Annotated in this window: 17 protein-coding genes; 9 read left to right on the forward strand and 8 right to left on the reverse strand. The window is 69.4% G+C overall.

Annotated elements, in window-relative coordinates; translation table 11 throughout:
• Positions 1 to 7: 7 nt before the first annotated feature.
• Together ACWEOO_RS04670 and ACWEOO_RS04675 are read left to right on the forward strand one after the other, a co-directional pair.
• Positions 8 to 1,273, forward strand: a complete 1,266-nt coding sequence (locus ACWEOO_RS04670; RefSeq protein WP_452141790.1) for an ROK family transcriptional regulator — start codon at positions 8 to 10, stop codon at positions 1,271 to 1,273.
• 31 nt (positions 1,274 to 1,304) lie between these two features.
• Positions 1,305 to 1,880 (forward strand): GNAT family N-acetyltransferase, encoded by a 576-nt coding sequence (locus ACWEOO_RS04675; RefSeq protein ID WP_452141791.1) that lies wholly within the window; start codon positions 1,305 to 1,307, stop codon positions 1,878 to 1,880.
• Between the two features lie 29 nt (positions 1,881 to 1,909).
• On the opposite strand, the gene ACWEOO_RS04680 is transcribed toward ACWEOO_RS04675, so the two are convergent.
• Positions 1,910 to 2,998 carry a Gfo/Idh/MocA family protein gene (locus ACWEOO_RS04680; RefSeq protein WP_452141792.1) on the reverse strand — a complete coding sequence of 363 codons (1,089 nt, stop codon included), beginning with the start codon at positions 2,996 to 2,998 and terminating at the stop codon, positions 1,910 to 1,912.
• A 7-nt stretch (positions 2,999 to 3,005) separates the two neighbouring features.
• The gene (locus ACWEOO_RS04685; protein ID WP_452141793.1) at positions 3,006 to 6,815 is read right to left on the reverse strand and encodes a glycosyl hydrolase family 28-related protein; all 3,810 of its coding nucleotides are present in this window, start codon (positions 6,813 to 6,815) and stop codon (positions 3,006 to 3,008) included.
• Between the two features lie 527 nt (positions 6,816 to 7,342).
• On the opposite strand from ACWEOO_RS04685, the gene ACWEOO_RS04690 reads away from it, so the two are divergent.
• The gene (locus tag ACWEOO_RS04690; RefSeq protein ID WP_452141794.1) at positions 7,343 to 7,576 is read left to right on the forward strand and encodes a hypothetical protein; all 234 of its coding nucleotides are present in this window, start codon (positions 7,343 to 7,345) and stop codon (positions 7,574 to 7,576) included.
• Here ACWEOO_RS04690 and ACWEOO_RS04695 read toward each other — a convergent pair.
• Positions 7,560 to 8,672, reverse strand: a complete 1,113-nt coding sequence (locus ACWEOO_RS04695; RefSeq protein ID WP_452141795.1) for a tyrosine-type recombinase/integrase — start codon at positions 8,670 to 8,672, stop codon at positions 7,560 to 7,562. The two genes, ACWEOO_RS04690 and ACWEOO_RS04695, sit on opposite strands and share 17 nt — an antisense overlap.
• A gap of 125 nt (positions 8,673 to 8,797) precedes the next feature.
• On the opposite strand from ACWEOO_RS04695, the gene ACWEOO_RS04700 reads away from it, so the two are divergent.
• Complete coding sequence (locus ACWEOO_RS04700; protein WP_452141796.1) at positions 8,798 to 9,949, forward strand: hypothetical protein; 1,152 nt, start codon at positions 8,798 to 8,800, stop codon at positions 9,947 to 9,949.
• A 371-nt stretch (positions 9,950 to 10,320) separates the two neighbouring features.
• Here the strand turns inward: ACWEOO_RS04700 and ACWEOO_RS04705 are convergent, their stop codons facing one another.
• Entirely contained in the window at positions 10,321 to 11,118 is a 798-nt protein-coding gene (locus ACWEOO_RS04705) for an NAD(P)H-binding protein (RefSeq protein WP_359928367.1), read from the reverse strand.
• A gap of 56 nt (positions 11,119 to 11,174) precedes the next feature.
• Here ACWEOO_RS04705 and ACWEOO_RS04710 point away from each other — a divergent pair, with 56 nt between their 5' ends.
• Complete coding sequence (locus ACWEOO_RS04710) at positions 11,175 to 11,558, forward strand: winged helix-turn-helix transcriptional regulator (protein ID WP_452141797.1); 384 nt, start codon at positions 11,175 to 11,177, stop codon at positions 11,556 to 11,558.
• 436 nt (positions 11,559 to 11,994) lie between these two features.
• Here the strand turns inward: ACWEOO_RS04710 and ACWEOO_RS04715 are convergent, their stop codons facing one another.
• Positions 11,995 to 12,402, reverse strand: a complete 408-nt coding sequence (locus ACWEOO_RS04715; protein ID WP_452141798.1) for a hypothetical protein — start codon at positions 12,400 to 12,402, stop codon at positions 11,995 to 11,997.
• A gap of 254 nt (positions 12,403 to 12,656) precedes the next feature.
• Here ACWEOO_RS04715 and ACWEOO_RS04720 point away from each other — a divergent pair, with 254 nt between their 5' ends.
• Positions 12,657 to 13,622 (forward strand): BtrH N-terminal domain-containing protein, encoded by a 966-nt coding sequence (locus ACWEOO_RS04720; RefSeq protein ID WP_452141799.1) that lies wholly within the window; start codon positions 12,657 to 12,659, stop codon positions 13,620 to 13,622.
• Between the two features lie 151 nt (positions 13,623 to 13,773).
• Here ACWEOO_RS04720 and ACWEOO_RS04725 read toward each other — a convergent pair whose 3' ends face one another.
• Entirely contained in the window at positions 13,774 to 16,170 is a 2,397-nt protein-coding gene (locus ACWEOO_RS04725; protein WP_452141800.1) for an arylsulfatase, read from the reverse strand.
• Here ACWEOO_RS04725 and ACWEOO_RS04730 point away from each other — a divergent pair.
• A complete protein-coding gene (locus tag ACWEOO_RS04730) occupies positions 16,130 to 16,540 on the forward strand; it encodes an FAD-dependent oxidoreductase (RefSeq protein WP_452141801.1) in 411 nt (136 codons plus the stop codon). The two genes, ACWEOO_RS04725 and ACWEOO_RS04730, sit on opposite strands and share 41 nt — an antisense overlap.
• Positions 16,541 to 16,562: 22 nt before the next feature.
• Here the strand turns inward: ACWEOO_RS04730 and sepH are convergent, their stop codons facing one another.
• On the reverse strand, positions 16,563 to 17,966 hold the full coding sequence (gene sepH, locus ACWEOO_RS04735; protein WP_452141802.1) for a septation protein SepH: 1,404 nt from the start codon (positions 17,964 to 17,966) through the stop codon (positions 16,563 to 16,565).
• Positions 17,967 to 18,154: 188 nt separating this feature from the next.
• A complete protein-coding gene (gene pepN, locus ACWEOO_RS04740) occupies positions 18,155 to 20,611 on the reverse strand; it encodes an aminopeptidase N (protein ID WP_452141803.1) in 2,457 nt (818 codons plus the stop codon).
• Between the two features lie 34 nt (positions 20,612 to 20,645).
• On the opposite strand from pepN, the gene ACWEOO_RS04745 reads away from it, so the two are divergent.
• On the forward strand, positions 20,646 to 21,590 hold the full coding sequence (locus ACWEOO_RS04745) for an aldo/keto reductase (protein WP_452141804.1): 945 nt from the start codon (positions 20,646 to 20,648) through the stop codon (positions 21,588 to 21,590).
• Positions 21,587 to 22,348 (forward strand): YaaA family protein, encoded by a 762-nt coding sequence (locus tag ACWEOO_RS04750; protein ID WP_452141805.1) that lies wholly within the window; start codon positions 21,587 to 21,589, stop codon positions 22,346 to 22,348. The genes ACWEOO_RS04745 and ACWEOO_RS04750 overlap by 4 nt, the downstream gene beginning before the upstream one ends.

Consider the following 22,348-nt stretch of genomic DNA (forward strand, 5'->3'; position numbering starts at 1 on the left):
GGTGGCGATGAGCGATTCGGTCGAGGGACTCGCGGAGCTGCGGCGCGCGGGCGCGAACCAGTACGACCTGGGCTCGTTCAACGAGGCCGTGATCATCGAGACGATCCGGCTGGCCGGCATCATCAGCCGGACCGAGATCTCCCGCCGGACCGGTCTCACCCAGCAGTCGGTGTCGCGGATCCTGCGCATCCTCCTCCAGCAGGGCCTGCTGGTCGAGGAGGCGCAGGAGCGCGCCGAACGGCTCGGCAAGCCGCGGACGCCGGTCCGGCTGCGGTCGAACGCCGCGCACGCGGTCGGCATCCACATCGATCCCGAACTGCTCACCGTCGCCGTGGTCGACCTGGACGGCACGATCGTGCGTCGCGAGACGGTCGACCTCGCCGACGGTCTCGCGGCCGACAAGCTGATCGACCTGACCGCGGCGACGGTCACCGCGGCGCTCAGCATCAGCCAGATCGACCTCGCCTCGATGCTCGGTGTCGGCGTCGCGGTGCCGGGCCCGATCGACGCGGCCGGGACCCTGCTCGCGCTGCCGTTGCAGCCGGCCTGGCGCGGGCTGAAGATCCGTGAGTTGCTGCAGCAGAAGCTGAACCACCCGGTGCTGGTGGAGAAGGACGGTACGGCGGCCGCCATCGGCGAGCGCTGGATCGGCCGGTCGGCGCGGGCCCGCGACTTCGCCTACCTGTACCTCGGCACGGGCGTCGGCAGCGGCCTGATCCTGAACGGCTCGATCTACCGCGGCGGGACCGCGAACGCGGGCGAGTTCGGGCAGATCGCGGCGCTCCGGATGGGGGAGTGGGATCCGGAGAACGGCCCGCGGATGGTGCCGGAGTGCAACCCGACGGCGTCGCTGCCGGTGATCGCGGGCGAGTTCGGGTACGTCGAGACCGATGCCGGAGCCACCGACGAGGCCAAGCGGTACCGCGCCGTGTGCAAGGCGGCGGCCGACGGGAACGAGGCGGCGGTGAAGGCGGTCGCGCAGGTCGCGCGGGTGATCGGGCAAGGCGCGGTCGGGCTCGTGGACCTGCTCGACATCGACCTGATCGTCCTCGGTGGACCGGCGTTCGGCCAGGAGATCTCGGAGATCTTCCTGACCGAGATCGGGCGCGCGGTGAACGCGCACCCGGTGGCCCGGGAGACCCGGCCGGTGCTGGTCGAGGAGTCCATGCTGCAGACCGACGCGGCCGCGGTCGGCGCGGCGTCGACGATCTTCCACGACGCGTTCACGCCGCGGGTGTCGGGCTCCAGCCAGGCGCGGAGACTGCCCAAGTAGGGATCGCCCGGCGCCGATCTAGGATGCCCGGGTGGATCCGACCCTCACCGATGCCCTGACCGCTCCGCTCACCGGCACGGTCACCCTCCGCCCGGTCCGCCCCGAGGACGCGGCCTCGTACTGCGAGGCGATCTGGCGCAGCCGCGAGCAGGTCGCTCCGTACGAGCCCCGGCGGCCGGAGCACTGGTACACCCCGGAATTCCAGGCGACGCGTTTCAGCGACCAACTGAAGCTCGACAACGCCGTCCCGTGGGTCCTCGCCGAGGGCGATCGCGTCATCGGGACGGCGACGCTGACCAACATCGTGCACGGGGCCTGGCGCAACGGCGACATCGGCTACTGGGTCGACGTCGCGGAGGCCGGCAAGGGGCTGGCGACGGCGGCGCTCACCGAGGTGTGCCGGCTCGCCGACGAGGTGCTGCTGCTGCACCGGATCGCGGCCAGCACCAACCACGACAACACCCGGTCGCAGCGGGTGCTGCAGAAGTGCGGGTTCGAGCAGTACGGCTTCGCGCCGGAGTACCTGCACATCAACGGCCAGTGGCGCGACAGCAAGCTCTACCACCGGATCCTCAACAAACGCGCACCGGGCGAGCCGCCGGCCTGAGACGGCTCGCCCGGTGCATCAGTTCAGCGTCAGTTGGGCGGGAGACCGATACCCCGGGACACGTCGACGTCGTCGTACCTACCTTCGAGGACGTCGATGAACTTGACCGGGCGCTGGAGCGTGGAGGCGATGTAGACCGCTCGCACCGTCGCCAGCGCGTCGATCGCGTCCTGAACGGTGATCGCGGGCTGGGAACCGTCCGTGATGGCCTTGAGGATGTCGTCGTACTGCGCCTTGTGGCCGCCCGGGTCACCGGCGTCGGTGGGGGCGTCGTTCTTGTCGCCGTCCACATTCAGGCGGCGAAGTCGGTCGTCCTCTACCTCGGCCCCGCCTTCGGTGCCGTGGACGGAGACGCGGGTGCGGCCACCGGGGAAGGCCGCCGTGGTGGCGTGCAGCGTTCCGACGGCGCCGTTCTCGAACGTCAGCGTCGCGACGACGGTGTCCTCGACCTCGATCGCGTGGTGAGCCGCCCGCAGCGCCTGGGCCTGGATGGTCACCGGGCGGCCCATGAACCACAGCATCAGATCGACGGTGTGGACACCCTGGTTCATCAGCGCGCCGCCGCCGTCCTGCTCCCAGGTCCCGCGCCAGCCCGCGGACGCGTAGTACTCGTCGCTGCGCCACCAGGCCACCGTCGCGACCGACGACGTCAGCTGCCCGAACCGGCCGGCGTCGATCGCCTGCTTGACCACCGCGCTGCCGGCGTCGAACCGGTGCTGGCTGATCACCGACGACACCACGCCGTGGTTCGCGGCCCGGGTGGCCGCCGCGCCGAGGCGGCGGGCCCGGACCAGGTCGACGTCGAGGGGTTTCTCGATCACGACGTGCTTCTTCTCGTTCAGCGCCTGCTCGGCCAGCGCCGCGTGCGTGCCGCTGGGCGTACAGACCGCCACCAGGGAGACGTCCGACCCACTCAGCGCCGCGGTCAGGTCGTCGAACACCTTCGGCTCGGGCTCGCCGAGTTCGACCAGGTGCGCCCGGAGTGCCTCCCCGGCCGCGGCGTCACCGTCCACCAGGGCGGTGACGATCGCGTCCGGCCGTTCCGCGACGGTCTGGGCGTGGGTGCGGCCGATGATGCCGCACCCGACGATCGCGACCTGCTGTTGTGTGTCAGCCATCTCGCTCCTACTTCGGGGTGAAGTTAGCGGTCAGAATCTGGTCCGTGCCGACCATGAAGGTGTACGACGGCGCTGTCGACACCACGGTCCCGTCCACGGTCCAGTCCCGGAAAACGCTATCCGATCCTGGCGCCGCCGTCACGGTGACCTGCGCGCCGACCTCGTACGTTCCCGGCTCGGACTCGTTCCCCGCGATCGCCACGGCGCCGTTGCCGGCCGCCCGGACGGACACGCTGCGTTGCACGACGTTGATCACCATTACGTTGTGCAGCGTGGCCGGCCCGCTCAGCGTGGCGCCGTTGTAGCGGGCGAGGTTCGTCGCCTCGACGTCGCCGCTCGCCACCCGCACGGTGTGCCCGTCGCCGCCGAGGTTGTCGGTACCGAGGTTGAACGCGTCCACCTGGCCGGAGTTCACCACGAGACCGTCGTGGAACCCGTACGCGAACACGTTCAGCAAGGTCAGCCCGCGGGCTCCGTCGACGGTGACGATCTTCGCGGCCTTGCGCATGTACTTGTCGATGACGAGCTCGAAGATGCGGCCCTCGTTCATCCAGTACGGCTGCTGGTAGCCGACCCGGGTGACCGCGTTCCCGTTCGACAGCACACCCTCGACACGGCCGTTGCGGCCCGGGCCGATCGCGATCGCGTGGTCGAAGAACGCGCCCGCGACCTTGCGGACCACCACGTCGTCACCGCTCAGGTCGATGCCGTTCCAGGTGTTCGGGAAGCCGGCGTTGACGACGTAGTTCGCTCCGGCGTGCCCACGGATCGCGTACGGGTACGGCAGCACGCCCTCGGCCCGGCCGGGGTTGTTCCCCGGGTAGAAGACCCGCAGCCCACGCACTCCGGCGCGGTTCTGCAGCGTGATCAACGCCGTGTCCGTGTTCCGCTCGAACGCCTGGAGCACAGTCCCGCCGCTCGCACCGCCCTGGTCCCGGTTCGGTACGGCGGAAGCGCCGCGCAACTCGACCTTCGCCGGGACGTTCAGGTGCGTGCTGATCCGGTACCACCCGGCGGGCAGGTAGACGATCCCGCCGCCCTCACGCCCGGCTCGGTCGAGAACTTTCTGCACCGCACGCGTGGCGTCCGCGGCCGGCAGGTAGCCGACTCCGTGCGGCGCCTCCACGACGTACAACTTCTGCACCGGCTTGGGCAGGGGTTTCTGGGTGTACGTCGGGGCGGTGCCGGACATGTGGTGGATGATGCCGGTCTGCGCGCCGGTGACCTCGGTGCCGGTGATTTTGACGTAGCCACGGGAGTTGTTCGTGATGCCGCCGTCGACGTGACCGCCGGCCAGGGTCAGGCCCCACCGGTCGTCCATCACGTCGACCTTGAGGCCGAGCGCGGTCCGGCGTACGTCGGGTTCGAGGAAGCTGCCCGTGAACTGGGCCCGCTGGCCCGCGACCACGTGAATGCCGACCGCGTAGTCGGACAACGCGATCCGGTAGAACTGGTCCCATTCGAGGTCGCCGAGCACCAGACCGGTGCCGTTCGCCCGGGTCCACGCGTCCAGCGCCGCACGGGCCGGCGGGTGGAACTCCGCTGGAGCGGCCGACCAGTACGAGTTGCTGAACGTCACGTTCTCCCAGGTGCCGACGTCGGCGCCGTTGTAGGCACGCGCACCCTCGAACAGCGCCGTGCCGCGGACGTTGCGAATCGTCGTGGACTCGTGCACCTGCCCCGAGCTCGGGGCGTTGCCGTGGTCGTTCGGCATCGTGCTGACGCCGATACCGCGGTACGAGTTCAGCATCGTGACGTCGGAGACCGTCGCCATCATGTAGTTCTCGTTGCCGATCCAGGCGCCGCCGGGGATCTCGAACGTGTAGTTGTACGGGACCGGCGCGGTCGCGTTCTGGTTCGGGTAGTACGTCGTCACGCCGAGGACGCCGGCGCTGCCGCCGATCCGGAACAGGCTCGGCCCGTCGTCACCGGATCGCAGGTCGGCAACGATCACCGTGCCCGTGCCGAGTCTCTGGCTGTGGTCGCCGCGGAGGCTGCAGAACGTGTGGACCTCGATCGTGTCGGTGACCTTGTACCGCCCGGCCGGCAGCCAGACCGTGCCGCCGCCCGCATCCTGACAGGCGTAGATCGCCTGCTGGATCGCCTTCGTGGAGTCGCGGCGGCCGCTGCGGTCGGCGCCGTACTGCGTGGCGTCGAAGTCCGCGACCACACCGTCCTCGGTCGGGTTGCCGGTGGTCACGAGCCGCGGCGCCGGCGTCACGACAGGAACGAGCCGCAGCTGCAGCTCTTTGACGCCGAACGAGTCGGCGCCGGTCATCGCGACCCGCACGTAGCGCGCGCTCACCGTCGCGAACCGCGTGCGGCTGAACTGGTTGCCGCCCGGCGATCCGGTCCGTCCGACGTCGACGAAGTTCTTGCCGTCGTTCGAGACCTGCACGGTGTAGTCGGGGGAGTACGCCTCGGCCCACTCGACGCGTACGTCGTTGACCGGTCGCGGGGCTCTGAGGTCGACCTGCAACCACGTGTCGGCCGCACCGGTCCAGGTGGTCTGGTGGTTGTTGTCGTTCACGTTCGCAGCGCCGGTTCCGCCGCTCGCGGTCGCCGTACCGTCGTCGGCGAAGTTCGCGTCGACGACGGATGCCGTGAACGTGTCGAGGGCGGTCTGCAACGCCTTGAGTGCGTCCTTGACCTGTCCGTCGGTGACGCCGGGAGTGGACGCGATCGCCTGAGCGTTGTCGATCGCGTCCTGCAGCGTGGCGCGGCTACCGGCCGGGTACTGGCCGTCGCGTGTCCCCTCGCGGGCCGCCTTCTCGGTCCGGGTGGCCTCGGCGATCAGGTCGACTAGCCCTTCGGTGACGTCGAGTGTGGTGGCGACCTTGGCGACCCGGACCGCGGCGACCTTGAGGTCGACAGCGCCGTCGCCGTTGTGGATCCGGAAGTCGCCGCCGTTGGAGCGGTTCGTCAGCACGGCGTCGGGCAGCGCGAAGGTGTACGTCTTCCAGGTCTTCGTGTCGCCGTACCGGACCACCTCGGAGTTCTTGAACTTCTCCGGGATCGTCTCGCCGGGGGAGTCGTAGTGCAGCCCGAACTGGCCGTTGCCCTCGTCGAAGTAGTCGATGCTCACCAGGACGAGAGCGCGGTTGTCGTACAGGTACGTGTCGGCGACGTTCAGGTAGAAGAAGTTCGTGCCCGGCGACGGCGCGGTGCGGTCGGTCTGCCAGTACGAGCGACCGTCCTGGACGCCGGTGATCAGGTGCGAGGCGTCGTCGCCGGCCCGCGGGCTGATCCCGTTCTGTACGGGCGCCGCACCGAGCTGCACGGAGGCGCCCGCCGTACTGATCCGCAGGCCGGCGACCGTGATGTCGCTGCTGCCCCCGAACAGCCGGACGTCGGCGTCACCGAGCCGATCGGTGAAGGCGATACCGGTGAGCGCGAAGACGCCGGTCTTCCAGATTCCGGTATTGGTGAGTTGGACGTCGGTCGCGTCCTGCTGCGGATTGGTCGCGGCGTCGTACTGGAGTTCGAGCGTGCCGGACCCGCTGTCGAGATAGGTCACCGTCACCAGGACGTCGTCGGTGCCGATCTCGTCCACATAGTCGTGGTCGACGTCGAACTCCAGGTAGCCGGCGCCGGCCGCCCGGTCGGTCTGCCAGTAGGTGCGGCCTTGTTCGGTGCCGGTACGCAGCCCGGCCGGGTCGTCGCCGGCGGCGGGTTGCACGCCGAGCGTTGTCGGTGTCGGCCCGAGGTCGGCGCCGACTCCGCTGGGATACATGACGGCGGCGTGTGCCGCCGGGACGACGAGGAAGGTGCCGAGAAACACGGCAGGGAGAACCCGCGCGAGCAGGCGTCTGGACATGTCGAAACCTCCAGGTGGCGGACCGGAAGTACACGCGTCTGCAGCTGCGCGGATAAGTTAAACCAAGCGTGTTACTAATTCAAGAGCCGGGAAGAAGAGGCCCAGCACGCTGAATCCGACGGCCGAAGCTGAGGCGATCCCGGGTACGGCCGGCCTCTGCAGGATGACGGACGTCGCCCCACCGAACGCTCCGCCGAGTTGGCGCATGATCCGGGTGCTGCTGCGCACGTGCGTTCTCATTGCGCAGCCTGACGCCGACGGTGCACAACGGGAACGCCTGCTCCCTCGACGGCCGAGGCCGTTGCCCGGGAAGGTCCTCACCGGCCGAACCCGGTCGGCTCGAGGTCGATCCCGATCGGCCCGTCGTACCGCTGCTCGGCTGGCGCCAGCGCGGCATCGTCGGCGCCGATGGTGCTGGTCGCACTGCGCACCGATCCCGGGCGGTCGACGTGCCGAACCGGAAGCGGTCCTGGTCGACGCCGCCTGGGCCGCCGGCCGGGTAGTGGATGTTGCCGAGCATTCCGCAGGTGGGCATCGAGTCCCTGAGTCGTGACGTGCCGCGGCAGACGCCCGACCCGTTCACCCAGCTCGGACCGACCAGCGGGCTGATGGCCGAGGTGCCGGACGTCGGTCCGGAGGTGTACAGCCGCACGACCGGCGTGACGGCGATGATCGTGCAGCGGGGAGCGGTGAGTCCGCGACGGCCGACCTGCCCGCGCGGTCCTCACCTGTGGCTCGTCGGGGTCAGCCGGGGGACTTGAGGTGGCGGGGGACGGCTGTCATGACGCGGCCGAGGTCGTCGGTGAGTGCGGCGACCCGCTCGGCGCGGCCGTCGTCGTCGATGTAGATCATGACCGTGCGGACGTCGGCGTGACCGGACAGCTCCTGGAGCTCCTCGGCGCCGTGGCCGCGGCGTTTCTGGTCGGTGATCGCCGTAGCGCGTAGTGCGTGCGGACCAACGGTCTCCGGGCGGGGGATACCGGCTGCCCGAGCCAGGCGGCGCAGCAGTCGGGTGACGTCGTGCCGGTCGAGCCGACCTCCATTGGCATCGGCGACGAGGGGAGCGGGTCCCGTGCCGGTCCAGGCCGGGCGCATCGCGCGATACAGATCGAGAAGCTCGGCGACCGTGGTCTCGAGCGGGACCCGAACCGACTTCCCGCCCTTGCGAGTCACGACCAGCCACGTCCTCCGGCCCTCGTCGTGGCGGTCGGTGTCATCGGCCCCGCACAGCTCGGAGACTCGTAGGGCGCCGGTGTAGAGCAGGCCGACGATCAGCGCGTCACGAACATCTCCCGCTGCCGCGATCAAGGCCTCAACCTGGTCGGCGTCCAGCACCCGCGCGGACGTGGCGCGCCGGCCGCGGTGGAACTTCGGCCGGTGGTCGTCGTCGGAGATCGGGCAAACCGCCGGCAGACCCCAGCCCGCGGCGTACCGGTACAGGCTGGACAGCGTCGACAGCCGGCGGGAGATCGACGACGCGGCCGCTCCCGCATCCTGCTGACATGTCAGCCACATCGTCACCTCGCCACGATGCAGATCCAGGCCGAACCGCTCGCGGCCGAGCTCGCGACGGGCCCAGTCGGCCCACAGCAGCAGGTCGTCTGCATACCCGATCCGGGTGTCGTGGCTGGCCCGCCGGGAGCCGCCGAGCCACAGCACGACCAGCGCGGTCAGCTCCGGGGTGAGCGCCTCGGCGAGCAGGTCGAGGCGGTCGACCTGCTCGCTTCCCTGGCCGTGCAGCGGACGACGTCGTCCGAGGGAGCGCCGTACGGCGGCTTCGGTGATCGGGTCAGGCGCCGGCAGCTCGACCGCAGTCTCGGCTGGGCGAAATACGAGCGGTTCCGGCAGATCGTCCACACAGAGAAACTAGCGCATAACGGGGATTATGCGCTACTTCAGTTCCGTTTCGTTCAGTCAAAAGTTGAGGGCGAAAACCAAACGAAAAGGGCAACTTTATCGACGTAAACCGGTAGGGTGGCGTCATGACGGAAACGGATCTCGGCGCGCAGCGTCGGCAAGGGCTGTGCGAGTTCCCGGGCGTGAGCTGTGCGAACCCGAAGCAGGCGGACCCCGGGACGCCGGGCCGCCCGCCGAAATACTGCGGGCGAGAGGGAGCGGGCGTCGACGGGAAGCCCGTCCTGCACAACAAGGCGAACGCGTGGGCCGCGAAGAACCGTCTGGCCAGACAGCCGGTGCGGCGTGACACCGCGGCGCCGGCCGGCTCCGAACCGACGACGGGTCCGGTGACCGCGGCCCGGATGACGCTCGAGCAGCTGATGAAGGGCAACCTGCCGCGTCTGGTGGAGGAGCTGGAGGGATACCTCGCGCAGATCGCGGAAGCAGTCCGCACGTACGGCGATGCGGAAGCGGTCGCCGCCGAGGTGGAGCAGTTGCAGGCGTCGTCCCGCGCACAGCTCGCCGACGTCGAGCGGCAGCGAGGTCAGGAAGAGCACCGTCGGCGCCAGGCGGAGCAGCTCGCGGCCGAGGCCGAGGATGCCCGGGATGAGGCCGACGAGGCTGCACGGGAAGCAGTCACCGCGCTCGACGAAGCGCGCGTGGATGTAGCGGTCGCCGAGGAAGCGGCTCAGCAGGCTCGGCTGGACGCGGTGGCCGTCCGTGAGAGCGCGGCGGCTGACCTGGAGAAGGCCCGGCAGGAGATCGCGGCTGCCGGTGAGGCCGCGGCTGCGGAGGTTGAGCTGGTCCGCGCCGAGGCAGAGCAGCGGATCCGCGACCTGCAGGCCACGGCCGAGGAGCAGCTCCGCCAGGCCCGCAGCGAGGCGGAGGCCGCGCGGATCGCTCAGGCTGCGGCCGAAGCCGAGCGCCAGACCGCGCAACAGTCGGCCGACCAGTTGCGCACCGAGCTGCGCCAAGAGCGCGAGCGGCACCGCGCCGAGCTCGACGCGGTCCGCAGCGACTTCCGTGCCGACCGCGAACAGCTACGCGCGGATCATCAGTTCCAGCTGGCCGACGTCAAGAAGGCCGCCGAGGACCGCTTCACCGCACTCAACGCCGCCCAACGAGCAGCAGAACAGGTAGCCGAAACCCTCCGCCACCAACTAGAGACCCGCCCCACCCCAGCCCCGGCCTCCCCCCACGGCAAGGAAGAAGCCGCAGAGGTTCTCCCAGCCAACTGAACAGGCCCGCACTCCGCTCCCACCACCTCCCACGGCAAGCACGGGGCGGCGGAGGTTGTGGCAGCCGACGGAACGCCAGGTCGTCGAGCGCCTGCCCTCCTCTTCAGTCCCGCCGCCGCTTCCCGTGGCAAGGAAGAAGCAGAACAGATCGTGGCCAGGCAACCGAACCACAGGTCGTCGAGCGCCCGCCCGTCCGCTTCGGTCCGCGTCCTCCCGCGGCAAGTGCGGAGTGGGGAGGTTGTCGCAAGCAGGGAGCGGCGGATCGTCGAGCGACTGCCCTCCGCTTCGGTCCGCCGCCAACCGTGGCAAGGACTAAGCGGGGAGGTGGTGGCAGGCGGCTGGACGGCGGGGCGTGGGGCGGCTGTGCTTGTTTAGCGGAATGCGTGGATGTTTCGGTGGACCCAGTCGGCGAAGGTGTGTGGTGGGCGGCCGAGGACTGTCTCGATGTCGGGGCTCGGCTGTTGTTCGGCGGGGGTTGGTGTGCCGAGGACGTTGAGGGTGGCCTCGACGACAGGCTCCGGCATGAAGGTCAGCATGCCGGCGCGTGCCTGGTCGCGGGTCAGTTCCGTGAAGCTGATCGGCGTACCGATAGCCGTCTGGATCACGTCGGCTTGCTGGCGGGGTGAGATGGCGGCGGGGCCGGTCAGGGTGTAGACGGTGTTCGCGTGGCCGGGCTCGCGGAGGGCCGCGGCGGCGACCTCGGCGATGTCCTGCGGGTCGACGGCGGGCAGGGCGACGTCCGCGAACGGCGCGGCCATCGCACGCCGGGTGCGGATCGACTCCGCCCACGCGAACGCGTTGCTGGCGAAGTTGCCGGGACGCAGGATCGTCCACTCCAGACCGGACCCGGTGACTGCGTCTTCGTGGATCGCAGGGTGGCGCTCGGTCGCGACGCCTTGCGACGACAGCAGCACGACGCGCGGGACACCGGCGTCGCGGATCACGTCAACGACGGGCTGGAGGTTGCCGCCGGCAAGGAAGTCGGCGGAGGTGAGGAGGAAGACGGCCTTCGCGCCGTCGAGGGCCGGGGTCAGGGTTTCGGGACGGGTCAGGTCGGCCTGGTGTCCGTCGCCGTGTCGCGAGACGGGGAGGACATCTTCGCCGGCGGCGGTCAGGGTCTGGACGAGTGGGCGGCCTACGTTGCCGGTTGCTCCGGTGATCACGATCATGAGGACGACGCTACTGGCCTCGGGATAGTAGGTACCTAGAGGATAGTATTGGGTTTGTGAAGGAGAACACAGCAGTCGATCCGGTCGCAGCCTGTCCGATCGCGCCGGTCGTGGACCTGGTCTTCAGTCGGTGGACGACGCCGATCCTGTGGACGCTGAACGAGTACGGCCGGCAGCGGTTCGTCGAGCTGCAGCGGCGGATCGGGGTGATCACGCCGAAGGTGCTCACCCAGCGCCTGCGCCAGTTGGAGCGCGACGGCCTGATCACCCGCACGTACCACGCGGAGGTTCCGCCCCGCGTCGAGTACGACATCAGCCCTCTCGGCCGCAGCCTCGCCCCGCTCTTCCACTCCCTCGCCGAGTGGTCCCCGAATCTGGCGAAAGTAGCGGAAGCCCGCCACCACTTCGACACCCACGAACCCGCCCACCGCCGCCCCTGACCCACCGCCCCCTGACCCCGCCGCGCTCCTGACCCGCCGCGCTCCGCCGCACCCCTGACCCTGACCTGCCGCGCCGCTGACCCGCGCGGGCTTGGCCGTGCGGCGTGGGTCGGATTGCCGACGCCCCACTCCGCCTTTCAGGCTTGATTCGCGCACCTTGACCCTGTGCCGCCGATGAGCCGGGCGTTCCTGGCCCACGCCGCGGCTCCGCCCGGCTGCGTACCAGGGGATATCCAGTGACGTCGGGGGTTCTTCCGTCGCATACCAACTGAGAACCCTCAACGCGAGGGGATATCCCTTCGTGTGCGGAAGTTGTGTCAGCTCGACAGGACGTGTCAGGCCGGTAGGTAGTGCACCTGAGCGTGGATCCGTCCGCGCGTACGGTGTCTCGCCGGTGCACTACCTGTCGTCCGTGCACACCGTCCCGCCCGGCTGGTCAGGCGACGCCGACGAGTTCGCGGGTGGGGAGGGTGGCGAGCAGGGTGAGGAAGTGGGTGGTCGCGTCGGGGAGGCGGAGGAGGCCCGCTTCGTTCCGGCGCCAGCCGAACTCGAGCTCGCCGTCGAGGGTGCGCTCCGCGAGCGGTACGGCGTACCGGCTGAGCGTCACGCGGGACTGGCCGGTCTGCGGGTGGTGGTCGCCGCAGCCGCACTCGGCGGGGATCGTCACCGCGGTCAGTGCGTCCGGCGCGTAGGTGCGCAGGCGCAGCGTCGTACCGCGGGCGGTGAACCGGGCGATCGTGGCGTCGGGCAACTGGACGAGCAGCTCTACCGGCACAGCGTACGAGCCGGGGAGGAGCCGGAGACCACGAGAGGCGAGCAGATCGGCGAGAGCCGGGAGATTCATGCGATGTTCCTGTGTGTGCTGTGTCGGCGGGCGGGCCACGGAAAAGGTCAGGGCCTCGTGCGCCGGGAGTCGGCGCTCGTCAGCGACAACAGCAACAACACAGCATCTGCATGCCGAAGATCATGACAGCACGGACGGCCGAGCACCAAACACCGTCCGCGATCTGGGACGCCTGTCCGTGATGTGTCAGGCACAGTGTCAACGCAGTGTAGGGGGCTGGACTCTCCGGTTGCCGGAGGGTCCATGATGCCGGTGTGTCAGGTGACGAGCACTGCGAGACGACAACGCTGGGCGTGCTGCTCAGGCATCAGGGGCTCGAGCTGTCCGAGCCGATGATCTTCGGCCTGGGATCCGCGCTGTCGTTCATCTACTGGGACAGCAAGCAGCTGGACTTTCCCTTTCTCGGCGGACGGATCAAGCCGTTCGAGCTGACCAGGAACCTGGCTGAAAGGCTCGGGCTGGAGCTCGTGGTCCGGGAGACGGCGTCACCGCGGAAGGCCTGGGAGAACGTCGCCGCGTCGATCGACAACGGTCAGCCGGTGGGATTGCAGCTGGACAGCTACTACCTGGAGTACTTCAGCTCGAAGGTGCACTTCGGCGGTCATGTCGTGGCCATGTACGGGTACGACGACCACTCCGCACATCTGGTGGACACGCGCCAGCAGGGCGGTGAGGTGACCACCAGCTTGACCAGCCTCGCCGAGGCCAGGGCCGCGCGAGGACCGATGACCGCCAGGCACAGATCTTTCACCCTCACCGCCCCGAGAGGTATGCCGGAGTTACCGGAGAGGATCGTTCCGGCGATCACCGCGTGCGCGGACGCGTTCCTGCATCCCCCGATCGCCAACGTGGGGCACCGAGGCATCGAGAAGGCCGGCAAGCTGGTGCGGACGTGGCTCCAGCGGACCGACACCCCGGAGCGGGACCTGCCACAAGCCGCACTCCTCATGGAGAAGGCGGGCACGGGCGGCGCCTTGTTCCGCAATCTCTACCGCGACTTCCTCGGCGAGTGCACCGAGATCCTCGACAACAACGACCTCCGCACCGGCCACAGGTTGTACTCCGAGGCGGCCACCGTCTGGACCGAGGTCGCAGCACTGATCACCCGCGCCGGCGAATCAGAAGACCCGCAGTACCTCGTGAAAGCCGGCGCCGCTCTGCACGACGTCGCCCAGATCGAACGCAACGCCATGCAGGCGCTCAGCCGTATCGGCGCTTAGCACCGTCGTACCCGGACTCGACGAACTGCCCGAACCAGCGCTGGCCTCCGGATGGTCCAGCAAGTGCAGCAGGAAGAACCCACCCTGCCCGTAGGTGCCGAACATGAATGATGAGCAGTTGCCGTGCTGGGTGTACCTCGGGAGTTCCGGTTCACTCGCGTGACATCATCGCGACGGCCTCGCGCTCCAGGTCGACGTAGGGTTCGCCGCTGACGTCGATGGCGACGCTCTTGATCGTCCCACCGGTGAACGACCAGGGCGCTTGACCGGGGTAGTCCTGGGTCACTGGGTCGCTGCTGTCGCGGCCGACGCACAAGCCGTCGCCGGCGATCGAGAACTTACCCGGCTGAGTCTTGATGCGGCTCTCGCCGACCTTGACGTCACCGTGGAACAGCGACAAGGTGCCCACCGCGACGCCAGGCGGGTCCTCGCCCTCCTTCTCGAAAGCGGCGGACAGGATCACGTCCTTCCCGGTCGGCAGCTCCTCGGACGCGACAATCTTCTGCTCGAGGCTCCCGACGAAGCTGTAGACGTAGTGCAGCCGGTTGTCCTTGACGTAGAGGCAGTGGCCGCCGAAGCGTGAGCCGTGTGCGAACAGGACGCCTTGAGCCCCTGGCTCGGCGACATCCACCCGCGCGGCGATCGCGTACGAACGGTTGCGGATGCTGACCGCCTGGGACTCCGGCACCTCGGCGACGCCCGGGTAGTAGAGATAGCGATTCCGCGGCGGCGCGAGTACCGGTCGGGGCGTCGTGAGGAGCTCCAGTGCGGAGCGGTCGTCAAGCGGGAAGGCTGCGTTGCTGCCGGCCTCCGCATACCAGAGGTTGATCAGTTCGCCCAGACGCTCGGGTTCCTCGGCGGCGAGGTCGTGCACCTCGGAGCGATCGACGTCGGTGTGGTAGAGCTCCCACGTGTCCTTGCCGTAGGCACCCCACCCGCTGATGGTCGGGTGAGTCGTGACGGCCTTCCATCCCTGGTGCCAGATGCTACGAGAGCCGAGCATCGAGTAGAACTGCGTCTGGCGTGCGCTGGGCAGCGACGCGCTGTCGAAGCTGTAGCGCATGCTGATGCCGTCGAAGTGGCTCTGCTGGTGCCCGGCGATGGTCGCGGGGGCTTCGACACCGAGCACGTCGAGGATCGTCGGGACCAGGTCGATCGCGTGGTGGTACTGCTCGCGGAGCTCGCCCCTGGCCTTGATGCCCCTTGGCCAGGAGATGATGCACGGGTCGGACGTACCGCCCTGGAACTCGTAGCGCTTCCACATCTTGAACGGCGTGTTGAACGCCATCGCCCAGCCGTTGGGGTAGTGGTTGTAGGTCGCCGGGCTGCCGAGTTGGTCGATCTTGGCGAGATTCTCCTCGAGGTCGTCCGGGATCCCGTTGGCCACCTTGTTCTCGTTGACCGACCCGTTGGGGCCGCCCTCGCCACTGGCGCCGTTGTCGGAGACCAGGAGGATCATCGTGTTCTCGCTCTGGCCGGTCTCCTCGAGGTAGTCCAGCAACCGGCCGATCTGGGCGTCGGTGTGCGCCATGAAACCGGCGTACACCTCTGCCATGCGGCTGAACAGCCGCTGCTCCGCACTCGACAGCGAGTCCCACGGCCTCGTGTAGTCGAGGGCCGGGTAGGGCTGGCCATCCGGACCGGTCCGGGACTCGGGCGTCCCGATCGGATTCAGCTGTGGCAGCTCGGTCTCGGGCGGGACGACGCCCATCTCCTTCTGACGTGCGAGGGTCTGCTCCCGCAGTACCTCGTAGCCGCTGTCGAACTGACCCTTGAAGCGATCGATCCACTCCTTGGGCGCGTGGTGTGGCGCGTGGCAGGCGCCCGGCGCGAAGTAGAGGAAGAACGGCTTCTGCGGTGCCATCACCTTGGCGTCCTTGATGAACTCCAGCGCCTTGTCGGTGATGTCCTCGGTCAGGTGATAGCCCTCCTCGGGCGAGCGCGGCGGGTCGACGGGGTGGTTGTCGTAGATCAGGTCCGGATACCACTGGTTCGTCTCGGCCCCCAAGAACCCGTACCACCGCTCGAACCCCCGGCCGCTCGGCCAGTTTCGTCGCGAGGAGGCGAGGTTCATCTCGGCCTCCGGGCACAGGTGCCACTTCCCGACCATGTACGTGTTCCAGCCCTGGGCGCCGAGGATCTCCTGGATCTGGCCGTTCTCGGGCGGGATCACCCCGTTGGCGTTGGGGAACCCGCTGGCGCACTCGGTGATGCACGCCATGCCGTTGCGGGTGTGGTTACGGCCGGTCAGCAGGCTGGAGCGCGTCGGTGAGCACAGCGCCGTGGTGTGCCACTGCGTGTACCGCACCCCGGCGCCGGCGATCCGTTCGATGTTCGGCGTCGGGATCGGGCCGCCGTAGCAACGCATGGCCGAGAAGCCCACATCGTCGAGCACGATATACACCACGCTCGGTGCCCCTTCGGTTGCCTTCGGCGGCTCGAACGGCGACCAGTCCGGCACCGACTCACGGATGTCGGTGTTGATCACGCCCTTGAACGCCTCGCCCATGATCGGCTCCTTCTGGATCGACAGCCTCCCGGGGGCCATCGCTCCACCGGGCTCGTGCACCAAACTGGTCGATCCGACGCCTGCCACGCCTCCTTCGCAGCGGATGATCGAGGCTCAGAAGCCTGCGGTCAGCCGGAACCAACACCCGACGGCGGACATCCACCTGCTCGTCCAGCGGGCGACCGCGATCGACGCCGACGCGCACACTGTCGCGACCATGGGTGGCGTCGTCGAGTACGACCGCCTGATCGTGGCCACCGGCGCGGCACCCAACAAGCCGCCGATCGACGGCCTTGACCAGCTCGGTACGACATACGGCGTGCACCTGCTCCACACGATGACCGACACCTTCGCGATCATGGAGACGCTCGATCGTCCAGAAACGAACTCGAACGCAACACCGCTGTGAGCTGGCGGCGGCGACCAGGGGTTCAGTCGGCCTTCTTGCCGAACATGATTTCGTCCCAGCTCGGGACACTGGCGCGCTTGCCGCGGCGGGCGGGCTTCTTCTTCGGCTCGACCGGGGTGTCGTCGGCGGGCTGAGTGTTCTCGGCGGCGTCGGGCAGGGCCTCCTGTGCAGCCGGTGCCGCGACAGGCTCGGGACGCGGTGCCTCTGGCGAGGGGCTGCGAACGGGCTCTGGGCGAGGCGAGCGCTCCTCGGGCCCGGGTTGCGGACGGCGCGGCTGCTCCGCGCGAGCAGCGGGAGCAGCAGTAGCAGGTCGCGGCTCCGCGGGGCGAGGCGCCTGCGGTACGTCGGGCTCTTCGTCCGCGGCTCGCTCCTCCGAGGCCCGGTCGTCCGGGGTGGCGGGGGAGGCGAACGCCGGCGGCTCCGCGGGACGTTCGACGGCTCGAACGGACGGCCGGGGCGCCGGAGGCTGGTCGACAGGTACGTCGATCAGGGTCGGCTCCTCGTCCGGGTCCGGCACCGACTGCACGCGCCGCGGGCCGCGCTCCACCTCCCGCGAAGCGTCCCGCGCGACCTCCCGGGGGAATTCGCGCGGCTGCTCTCGACCGTTGTCGCGAGTGACCTCGCGGGTCTCCAGACCGAACTCGCGGCCGTCGCGGGAAACCGGGTGGTTTCGACGCCGTAGCGCGATCGTGTCCTCGAAGCCCGCCTCGTAACTGTCGGCACCGTGGTCAGGGGCGATCAGCGGGTCGATGTCCGCGACCGCGGCCAGCCGCCGCTCACCGGGCTGCGGCTGAACCGGCGTCGGCATCACCTGCGCCTGCTCGCCGACCAGCCAGCGCGCCTCGTCGTCGTCCGGCACCGCGTAGCGCCCGGGGGCGTCGTACGCGAACATGGCGATCTTCTCTTCCTTCTGCTCCGTCCCGGAGTCCTCGCTGTCCTCGGACTCGACGAAGTACGACACGCGCACGGCCCAGCGGCCATCCTCACGGCGCCACGCGTCCCACTCGGCCGACGCCGGGTCGATGTGGCGCGTGCGCAGCCTATCGGTGACCCAGGCGCCGAGGTTGCGGGTCGGGGCGTCGCCGCCGCCCCGACGGCGGACGGACGCGCGCTGCGCGAGGCTGGCGATGTGATCGCGCTCGGCGAGGACCGGGCCGGCGAACGCCATCACGCGTTCCATCGGCATCTGGGCGACGGCTGCGACCGCCTCGGGACTTTCGCCGGCGCGGATACGAGCCTGGATGTCTCGTGGGCGCAGCGCGCTCTCCATTTGAATCTCCAGCTGGCCGAGTCGGGCACGGTCGCCGCGGAGGGCCGCACGCAACCGGTCGTCGACCGGAACGGCGAACTCCTCACCCGTCTCTGCCATCGCCAGGACGAGTTGGGTTCCGTCCTGGCTCAGACCGACGAGCCTCGCCTCGCGCATTGACCTTGTTCTCCTGTGCGGTTCTAGACAGTCTCTCCCGGACGCTGGGCCTGACCAAGACCGGCGCGCCGTGCCGCGCGGTCATTGTGGAGGTTACGTCACGAAAACACATCTTGCCTGGTCACCAGGGTCCTCCTGATCACACCAGTCACACTAGTCACAACACGGTGTGACAGCTAACCGACTTGTCAATTCGTGAAGGCCGAACGCACCGCAAGCGCACGCTTCAGGTCGTCCGCGCCGTCGCCGACGGACCGCCGGATGCCGGCCGCCACGGAATCGTCGGCGATCAGGTCGGCGGCCCGGTCGACCACGCGCTGCTCGACCGTGTACCGGGGGAACGCGAGCTTCGCGCTGGTCGCGACGACCCAGCCGGAGCGGAGCTTCTCGGTGCCGGCGATCTCCGCGAAGTACCGGTCGACGTACGGCGCCGTGACCGCGGCCTGCGTCGGATGCCAGAACCCCTCGCACGCGGCGTACAGCTCGTAGTTCGCCAGGTCCGCATCGGTGGTGATCTGCGTCCAGGCCCGCTCCTTGGCCTCGGCCGTCGGCAGCGCGGACCGGCACCGGGTGGCGTGCACGACGCCTTCGGACGAGGAGTCCCGCTCGAGCTCGGCGTCGATGTCGGCCTCGCCGATCGCGCCGAGCCGGGCCAGCTGCAGCGTCACGATCCAGCGCAGGTCGGCGTCCATCGTGACGCCCTCGGGGACGCCGTCACCGGCGAGCCAGCCCTTCAGCAGGTCGGCGTCGTCGGTGAACCGCGCGAACCCGCGCGCCACCGACAGCTGCACGCTGCTCCCGGCCTCGACGGTCTCCAGCCGCGCACGCAGTACGTCGGCCAGCTGCCCGCGGTACGGCTCGTACGGCAGGTAGACACCGAGCAGGTGCGTGCCCGACCAGTTCAGCAGCGTGCCGACCGCGATGTCGCTGGTCTCCGTCGGCAGCATGCCGAGCACCACGTCGAAGCCGACCTTCGGGTCGAGCTCCGCGTCGGCGACCGCGTCCCGCACGCTGTTGAGGATGACGGCGCGCGTGACGCCGTCGTCGATCTTCGGCAGCAGCGCCGCGAGGTTCTCCAGGCTGACGGCGTCGAGCCGGATCTTCGCCCAGCTGTCGTCACCCGCGTCCGGGATCACGACCGCGAGCGACGGGTCCAGGTCGACGTCCACCTCGTCGGCGTCGATCAGCACGTCGGCCGTGGTCCGGTTCCCGTCGGTGTCGTACCCGCCGACGGTGAGCTTGTGCGGCCGTGCCGCCGGATACGCCTCGGGTGCCTTGCGGTGCAGCTTGATGCCAGTGGCGGTGCGGGACACGCTGATCGTGTCGAGACCGGCCGTCCGCAGCCAGGCCTGCGCCCAGTCGTCGAGACCGGTCGCGCCGGCCTCGGTCCACTTCGCGACCAGGTCGGCGAAGGTGGCGTTGCCGAACTCGTTGGCGGCGATGTGCGCGTTGACGCCGGCCAGGAAGACGTCGTCGCCGAGGTACGCCGCGAGCTGCTTGAGGACCGCGGCGCCCTTGGCGTAGGAGATGCCGTCGAAGTCGTCGAGCGACGCGAGCGCGTCCTTGACCGCGTCGGCGGCCACCGGGTGGGTCGAGGACCGCTGGTCGGCCTGCAGGCCCCACCACTTGCGGATGTAGGCGAAGTCGATCCAGTTGTCGGTGTAGCGGGTCGCCTCGGTCGAGACCCGGTGCGCCATGTACTCGGCGAACGACTCGTTCAGCCAGAGGTCGTTCCACCACTTCATCGTCACGGTGTCGCCGAACCACTGGTGCGCCATCTCGTGCACGATCGTCCGCGCCCGGCTGCTGCGCTCGCCGTCGGTGACCGCGGAGCGGAACACCATCGGGTCCCGGAACGTGACGCAGCCCGGGTTCTCCATCGCGCCGGCGTTGAACTCCGGCACGAAGGCCTGGTGGTACTCGCCGAACGGGTACCGGTAGCCGAACATCCGGTGGTAGGCGTCGAAGGACTGCTTGGTGACCTCGAAGATGTCCGCGGCCTCGCGCTCGAGGGCGTCCTTCAGCGACTGCCGCGAGACGACGCTGAGGTTGATCCCGTCGTGCGCGTCGGTGATCTGGAAGTACGGTCCGGCGACGACGGTGACGAAGTACGTCGACAGCGGCTTGGTCTCGGCGAGCTCCCAGCGGCCGGGGGAGACCTGCGTGGAGGCGCCGTTGCCGAGCACCAGCCAGTCCTGCGGTGCGGTCACCGTCATCCGGTACGGCGCCTTGAGGTCGGGCTGGTCGAAGCAGGCGAAGATCCGCGGGGCGGCGTCGAGGAACGACATCGCGTAGGTGTAGGTGAGTCCGTCGGCGGCGTCGACCGCGCGGTGCAGCCCCTCGCCGTCGTGCGAGTACAGCATCGCGGCGACCACGACGAGTTCGTTGTCCGGCTGCAGGCTGGTGAGCTCGAGCCGTCCGTCGTTCAGTCCGGCGACGTCGACCGCCGTACCGTTGAGGGTCACCGAGATCAGCTCGTCGGGTTTCACGTCCAGCCAGGTGGACGGATCGGTGGCCCGGAACCTGATCGTGGTGGTGGACCCGAACGTCCGATCGCCCTGGGTGAGGTCGAGATCGACGTCGTACGACTGGACGGAGAGCGCGGCGGCCCGAGTGCGGGCGCCGTCGACGGTGAGACTCGGCATGGGGGTCACTGTATGCCGTGATTAGGCTGAGCACATGACGGATATGGAGTACCGGCAGTTGGGTGACTCCGGTCTTACGGTGAGCGTTGTCGGGCTGGGCTGCAACAACTTCGGCCGGCGGCTCGACGCGGGCCGGACCGAGGCCGTGGTGAACGCCGCGGTCGATGCGGGCATCACGTTGTTCGACACTGCGGACATCTACCGGGGCGAGCACGGGTTCAGCGAGGAACTGCTCGGCAAAGCGCTCGGGTCGCGCCGCGACGAGGTCGTGATCGCGACCAAGTTCGGCGGCGACATGGGCGGGGTGAACGGCCCCGACTGGGGCGTCCGCGGCTCCCGCCGGTACATCCGCAAGGCCGTCGAGTCGAGCCTGCAGCGGCTCGGCACCGACTGGATCGACCTCTACCAGTTGCACTTCCCGGACCCGGTGACGCCGATCGAGGAGACCCTGGCGGCGCTGTCCGAGCTGGTTGCCGAAGGCAAGGTCAGGTACGTCGGCAGCTCGCAGTTCGCGGCCTGGCAGGTCGTCGACGCCGACTGGACCGCCCGGACGAACGGTCTGGAGCACTTCGTCAGCGCCCAGAACCAGTACTCGCTGCTCGAGCGCGACGTCGAGGACGAACTGGTCCCGGCCTGTGAGCACCTCGGCCTCGGCATCCTGCCGTTCTTCCCGCTCGCGTCGGGTCTGCTCACCGGCAAGTACAAGCGCGGTACGACGGCGCCGGAAGGCACCCGGCTGGCGACGCAGCCCGAGCGACTGGCGCACGCGGACTTCGACAAGATCGAGGCCCTCGAGACGTTCGCGGCCGAGCGCGACCTGACGATGATCGACGTCGCGATCGGCGGTCTTGCGGCCCAGCCGGCGGTGGCGTCGGTGATCGCGGGCGCCACCAGCCCCGACCAGATCGCGCAGAACGTCCGGGCCGGCCTGTGGGAGCCGACGGCCGCCGACCTCGCCGCGCTGGACGACCTGACGTGACACTGATTCTCCTGCCGCCGTCCGAGGGCAAGACCGGACGGTTGCGCGGTCGTGCGGTGGACTTCGCGACGCTGTCGTTCCCGGAGCTGAACCCGGTCCGCGAGCAGGTCCTCGAGACCTTGGCGAAGGTGTCCGCGTCGGCCGACGCGCACGATGTTCTCGAGGTCGGCGCCTCGCTGCGCGACGAGGTCGAGCGCAACATCCGCTGGCGCACCGAGCCGTCCGTGCCGGTGTCGGAGCTGTACTCCGGTGTCCTGTACGACGCCCTCGGCTACTCGACGCTGTCGGCGGGCTCGAAGCGCCGGGCCGCGAATCGGCTGCTGGTCATCTCGGCCGCCTGGGGTGCGCTGCGGCCGGGCGACCGCGTCCCGCCGTACCGGCTCTCGATGGGGACGACGCTGCCCGGCCACGGACCGCTCGCGTCGGTGTGGCGCGATCCGCTGGGCGCCGCGCTGGCCGACGTGGACGGTGTGATCGTGGACTGCCGCTCCTCGACGTACGTCGCGGCATGGCGGCCGAGCGGCGACCAGGCGGACAAGTGGGTGTCGGTGAACGTCGTCCGGGAACGCGGCGGCGTGCGCTCGGTCGTCTCGCACAACGCCAAGCACACCCGCGGTCTGGTGGCGCGGCACCTGCTGGAGTCCGGCAAGGACCCGGGGACACCGAAGTCTCTGCACAAGCTGATCAGCGAGCGCTGGAACGCCGAACTCGATCGGGCCGGGGCCGGCTGGACCCTGACCGTGATCGAGCACGCCTGA

This window comes from Kribbella sp. NPDC004138, assembly GCF_053603655.1.

What these genes read in the sequence shown, in the direction of transcription:
- ACWEOO_RS04670 (WP_452141790.1), top strand. Translation starts at nt 8, where the DNA reads ATGAGCGATTCGGTCGAGGGACTCGCGGAGCTGCGGCGCGCGGGCGCG.
- ACWEOO_RS04680 (WP_452141792.1), bottom strand. Translation starts at nt 2,998, where the DNA reads ATGGCTGACACACAACAGCAGGTCGCGATCGTCGGGTGCGGCATCATC.
- ACWEOO_RS04685 (WP_452141793.1), bottom strand. Translation starts at nt 6,815, where the DNA reads ATGTCCAGACGCCTGCTCGCGCGGGTTCTCCCTGCCGTGTTTCTCGGC.
- ACWEOO_RS04700 (WP_452141796.1), top strand. Translation starts at nt 8,798, where the DNA reads ATGACGGAAACGGATCTCGGCGCGCAGCGTCGGCAAGGGCTGTGCGAG.
- ACWEOO_RS04705 (WP_359928367.1), bottom strand. Translation starts at nt 11,118, where the DNA reads ATGATCGTGATCACCGGAGCAACCGGCAACGTAGGCCGCCCACTCGTC.
- ACWEOO_RS04715 (WP_452141798.1), bottom strand. Translation starts at nt 12,402, where the DNA reads ATGAATCTCCCGGCTCTCGCCGATCTGCTCGCCTCTCGTGGTCTCCGG.
- ACWEOO_RS04730 (WP_452141801.1), top strand. Translation starts at nt 16,130, where the DNA reads ATGATCGGCTCCTTCTGGATCGACAGCCTCCCGGGGGCCATCGCTCCA.
- ACWEOO_RS04725 (WP_452141800.1), bottom strand. Translation starts at nt 16,170, where the DNA reads ATGGCCCCCGGGAGGCTGTCGATCCAGAAGGAGCCGATCATGGGCGAG.
- sepH (WP_452141802.1), bottom strand. Translation starts at nt 17,966, where the DNA reads ATGCGCGAGGCGAGGCTCGTCGGTCTGAGCCAGGACGGAACCCAACTC.
- pepN (WP_452141803.1), bottom strand. Translation starts at nt 20,611, where the DNA reads ATGCCGAGTCTCACCGTCGACGGCGCCCGCACTCGGGCCGCCGCGCTC.
- ACWEOO_RS04745 (WP_452141804.1), top strand. Translation starts at nt 20,646, where the DNA reads ATGACGGATATGGAGTACCGGCAGTTGGGTGACTCCGGTCTTACGGTG.